Genomic DNA, 3,837 nt, shown 5'->3' with positions numbered 1-3,837 from the left:
GCGCTCGGCGGCGCGCCCGTCCTCGTCGCCGCCGGCACGGCGGTCGCGACCCGCCGCGCGCCCTCCCGCCGCACCGTCGCCGCGACGGCCCTCGCCCTGGTCGGGCTGGTGGCGCTCGTCGGGACGTCCGGCGGGACCGGACGGGCGCCGCTCGTGGGTGTCGCGCTCGCGCTCGTGTCGGCCGCGTCGTTCGCCGGCATGACCGGGCTGGGGCGCCGCGAGGTACCCGGCGCGAGACCCGTCCCGATGACCGCGGCCGCGTTCACGCTCGGCGGAATCCTGCTCGTCCCGGTCGCGCCGCTGCTCGGCGACCCGCTCACCGCACCGACGCACGCCGAGGGCTGGTGGCTGCTCGTGTTCCTCGCGGTCGTCCCGACCGCGGCCGCCTACGGGGCCTATTTCACGGGCCTGCGCAGCGTGCCCGCGACGACCGCGAGCCTCCTCGCGCTGCTCGAGCCGCTGACCGCGACCGTCGGCGCGGTCGTGCTCCGCGACGAGCGACTCGGTCCGGGCGGCCTGGTCGGCGGGGTGCTCCTGGCCGCCGCCGTGGTGGTCCTTCGCCCCCGCGCGCCGACGGTGCCGACTACGATGGTCGGGCCCGGCCACGCGGCCGGTCAGCCAGTAGACGCTCCGACGCCGCGCGTGCCCGGGGCGCGAACACGTCGGGAGTAGTGCGTGCCCACGATCGTCGACAAGGTCCTGCGCATCGGTGAGGGTCGGATCCTCAAGAAGCTGTCGGGCATCGCCCAGCAGGTCAACGCGCTGGAGGACAGCTTCCTCGCACTCTCGGACGCCGAGCTGCGGGAGGAGACCGACCGGTTCCGGGCGCGGCTCGACGACGGCGAGTCGCTCGACGACCTGCTCCCCGAGGCCTTCGCCGCGGTCCGCGAGGCCGCCCGCCGCACCCTCGGGCAGCGCCACTTCGACGTCCAGCTCATGGGCGGCGCCGCGCTGCACCTCGGCAACATCGCCGAGATGAAGACCGGCGAGGGCAAGACGCTCGTCGCGACCGCGCCCGCGTACCTCAACGCGCTGTCCGGCAAGGGCGTGCACGTCGTCACGGTCAACGACTACCTGGCCGAGTACCAGTCCGAGCTCATGGGTCGCGTCTACCGCTTCCTCGGCCTGACGACGGGCGTCATCCTCGGGTCGCAGAACCCCACGCAGCGTCGCGAGCAGTACGCCGCCGACATCACGTACGGGACGAACAACGAGTTCGGCTTCGACTACCTGCGCGACAACATGGCGTGGAGCGTCGACGAGCTCGTCCAGCGCGGCCACAACTTCGCGATCGTCGACGAGGTCGACTCGATCCTCATCGACGAGGCGCGGACCCCGCTCATCATCTCCGGCCCGGCGTCGGGCGACACCAACCGCTGGTACGCCGAGTTCGCGAAGGTCGTGCGCCGCCTGCAGCCCGAGCGCGACTACGAGGTCGACGAGAAGAAGCGCACGATCGGCGTGCTCGAGCCCGGCATCGAGCGCGTCGAGGACTACCTCGGCATCGACAACCTCTACGAGTCGCTCAACACGCCGCTCATCGGGTTCCTCAACAACGCGATCAAGGCCAAGGAGCTCTTCAAGCGCGACAAGGACTACGTCGTGATGAACGGCGAGGTCCTCATCGTCGACGAGCACACGGGCCGCATCCTGCCCGGCCGTCGCTACAACGAGGGCATGCACCAGGCCATCGAGGCCAAGGAGGGCGTGAACATCAAGGCGGAGAACCAGACTCTCGCCACGATCACGCTGCAGAACTACTTCCGCCTCTACGGCAAGCTCGCGGGCATGACCGGTACCGCCGAGACCGAGGCTGCCGAGTTCCAGGGCACCTACAAGCTCGGCGTCGTGCCCATCCCGACGAACCGGCCGATGCAGCGCATCGACCAGAAGGACTTCGTCTACAAGGGCGAGGACGGGAAGTTCGACGCCGTCGTCGCGGACATCGTCGAGCGGCACGCGAAGGGCCAGCCGGTCCTGGTCGGCACGACGAGCGTCGAGAAGAGCGAGCTGCTGTCCTCGAAGCTCAAGAAGCAGGGCGTCCCGCACGAGGTGCTCAACGCCAAGCAGCACGCGCGCGAGGCGGCGATCGTCGCCCAGGCCGGCCGCAAGGGCGCCGTGACCGTCGCGACCAACATGGCCGGGCGCGGCACCGACATCATGCTCGGCGGCAACGCCGAGTTCATGGCCGTCGCGGACCTCGCGTCCCGCGGTCTCGACCCGGCCGAGAACGCCGACGAGTACGAGGCCGCCTGGCCGGGTGCGCTCGAGAAGGCCAAGGGCGCCGTCGCGGCCGAGCACGACGAGGTCGTCGAGCTCGGTGGCCTGTACGTGCTCGGCACCGAGCGCCACGAGTCCCGCCGCATCGACAACCAGCTCCGCGGCCGGTCGGGCCGTCAGGGCGACCCGGGCGAGTCCCGGTTCTACCTGTCGATGCAGGACGACCTCATGCGCCTGTTCAACTCGGGCCTCGCCGAGTCGATGATGACGCGCGCCGGGTTCCCCGAGGACCTGCCGCTCGAGTCGAAGATGGTGACGCGCGGCATCCAGTCGGCGCAGGCGCAGGTCGAGGCCCGCAACTTCGAGATCCGCAAGAACGTCCTCAAGTACGACGACGTCATGTCCCGCCAGCGCGAGGTCATCTACGAGCAGCGGCGCCGCGTCCTGGAGGGGGAGGACCTGCAGGAGCAGGTCCGGCACTTCCGCAACGACGTGCTGTCGGCCTACATCACCGGCGCGACCGTCGAGGGCCGTCCCGAGGGCTGGGACCTCGACGCCCTGTGGACCGCGCTCAAGGGCGTGTACCCCGTGACGATCACGCCCGAGGAGGTCGTCGAGCAGGCGGGGGCCGTCACGCGGCTCACGTCCGAGCTCATCGAGCGTGAGGTCCTGTCCGACGCCGACCACGCGTACGCCGAGCGCGAGGCGGCCATCGGCGCCGAGAACATGCGCCAGCTCGAGCGGCGCGTGACGCTGTCCGTCCTCGACCGCAAGTGGCGTGAGCACCTCTACGAGATGGACTACCTCAAGGAGGGCATCGGCCTGCGTGCCATGGCGCAGCGCGACCCGCTCGTCGAGTACCAGCGCGAGGGCTTCCAGCTCTTCAACGCGATGACCGACGCCATCAAGGAGGAGACGGTCGGGTACCTCTTCAACCTCGAGGTGCAGGTCGCCCCGGCGGCCGACGCCGAGCCGGCCGCGCCGCTCGTCACGGCCGACTCGGCCGCACAGACGGCGACCACCGAGGCGCCGCGGAGCGTGGCCGACGGCCCGACGCCCGGTCGCCTCGTGGCCAAGGGCCTCGACGGCCCCGACCGCCAGGTGCCGCTGCAGTACTCCGCGCCGTCCGTGGACGGCGACGCGGGCACCGTGACCCGCGGCAGCGGCGGCAGCCCCGCCGCCGGCCAGTCGGACGGCGGAGCGGCGGGCTCCGGCAACCGTGAGGCGCGCCGGCGGGCGCAGCGGCAGCAGCGCAAGGGCTGACACCCACCTGCGTCGAGCTGACGGCGACGTGCGGCACGTGCCGCGCGTCGCCGTCGGCGTGAGCGGGGTCAGCCGACCTCCAGGACCGTCGCCCGCCACGCGCCGCGGTGCGACTCGAGTCGCACCGCGACCGCCCGCACGACCGCGCCGTCGTCGACGACGGCGCTCGCCTCGAGCGTGTGCGGGTCGACCGCGCACGTGCGGACGCGGCGGACCTGCGGCGCCCGTGTCGTCGGGCGACCGCGCCGGACCCGCAGGGTGAGGTCGGTGCGGACCTGCAGCGCGTCGTACACCCCGGGCGTGAGCCAGCGAGCGAGCTGGGCGAGCGGCCGTCGACCGCCGAGGACCTCGACG

3 protein-coding genes are annotated in these 3,837 nt (G+C 72.2%); 2 read left to right on the top strand and 1 reads right to left on the bottom strand.

Going from position 1 to position 3,837, the window contains the following annotated elements:
• The coding region (locus tag CBZ_RS05975) for a DMT family transporter (protein ID WP_130780671.1) at positions 1–672 on the top strand (672 nt) is incomplete at its 5' end.
• A gap of 3 nt (positions 673–675) precedes the next feature.
• Positions 676–3,483: a preprotein translocase subunit SecA gene (gene secA / locus CBZ_RS05970; RefSeq protein WP_130780670.1), complete on the top strand. Its 2,808-nt coding sequence runs from the start codon at positions 676–678 to the stop codon at positions 3,481–3,483.
• A 68-nt stretch (positions 3,484–3,551) separates the two neighbouring features.
• Here the strand turns inward: secA and CBZ_RS20770 are convergent.
• Positions 3,552–3,837, bottom strand: a 286-nt coding sequence (locus CBZ_RS20770) for an Rv3235 family protein (RefSeq protein ID WP_246013089.1), incomplete at its 5' end; no start/stop codon positions are given.

Origin of the sequence: Cellulomonas biazotea (assembly GCF_004306155.1) — a bacterium.
Taxonomy (GTDB): Bacteria; Actinomycetota; Actinomycetes; order Actinomycetales; family Cellulomonadaceae; genus Cellulomonas; species Cellulomonas biazotea.
Note: the sequence above shows the minus strand (reverse complement) of the source record. Positions and strands in the feature narration are given on the sequence as shown.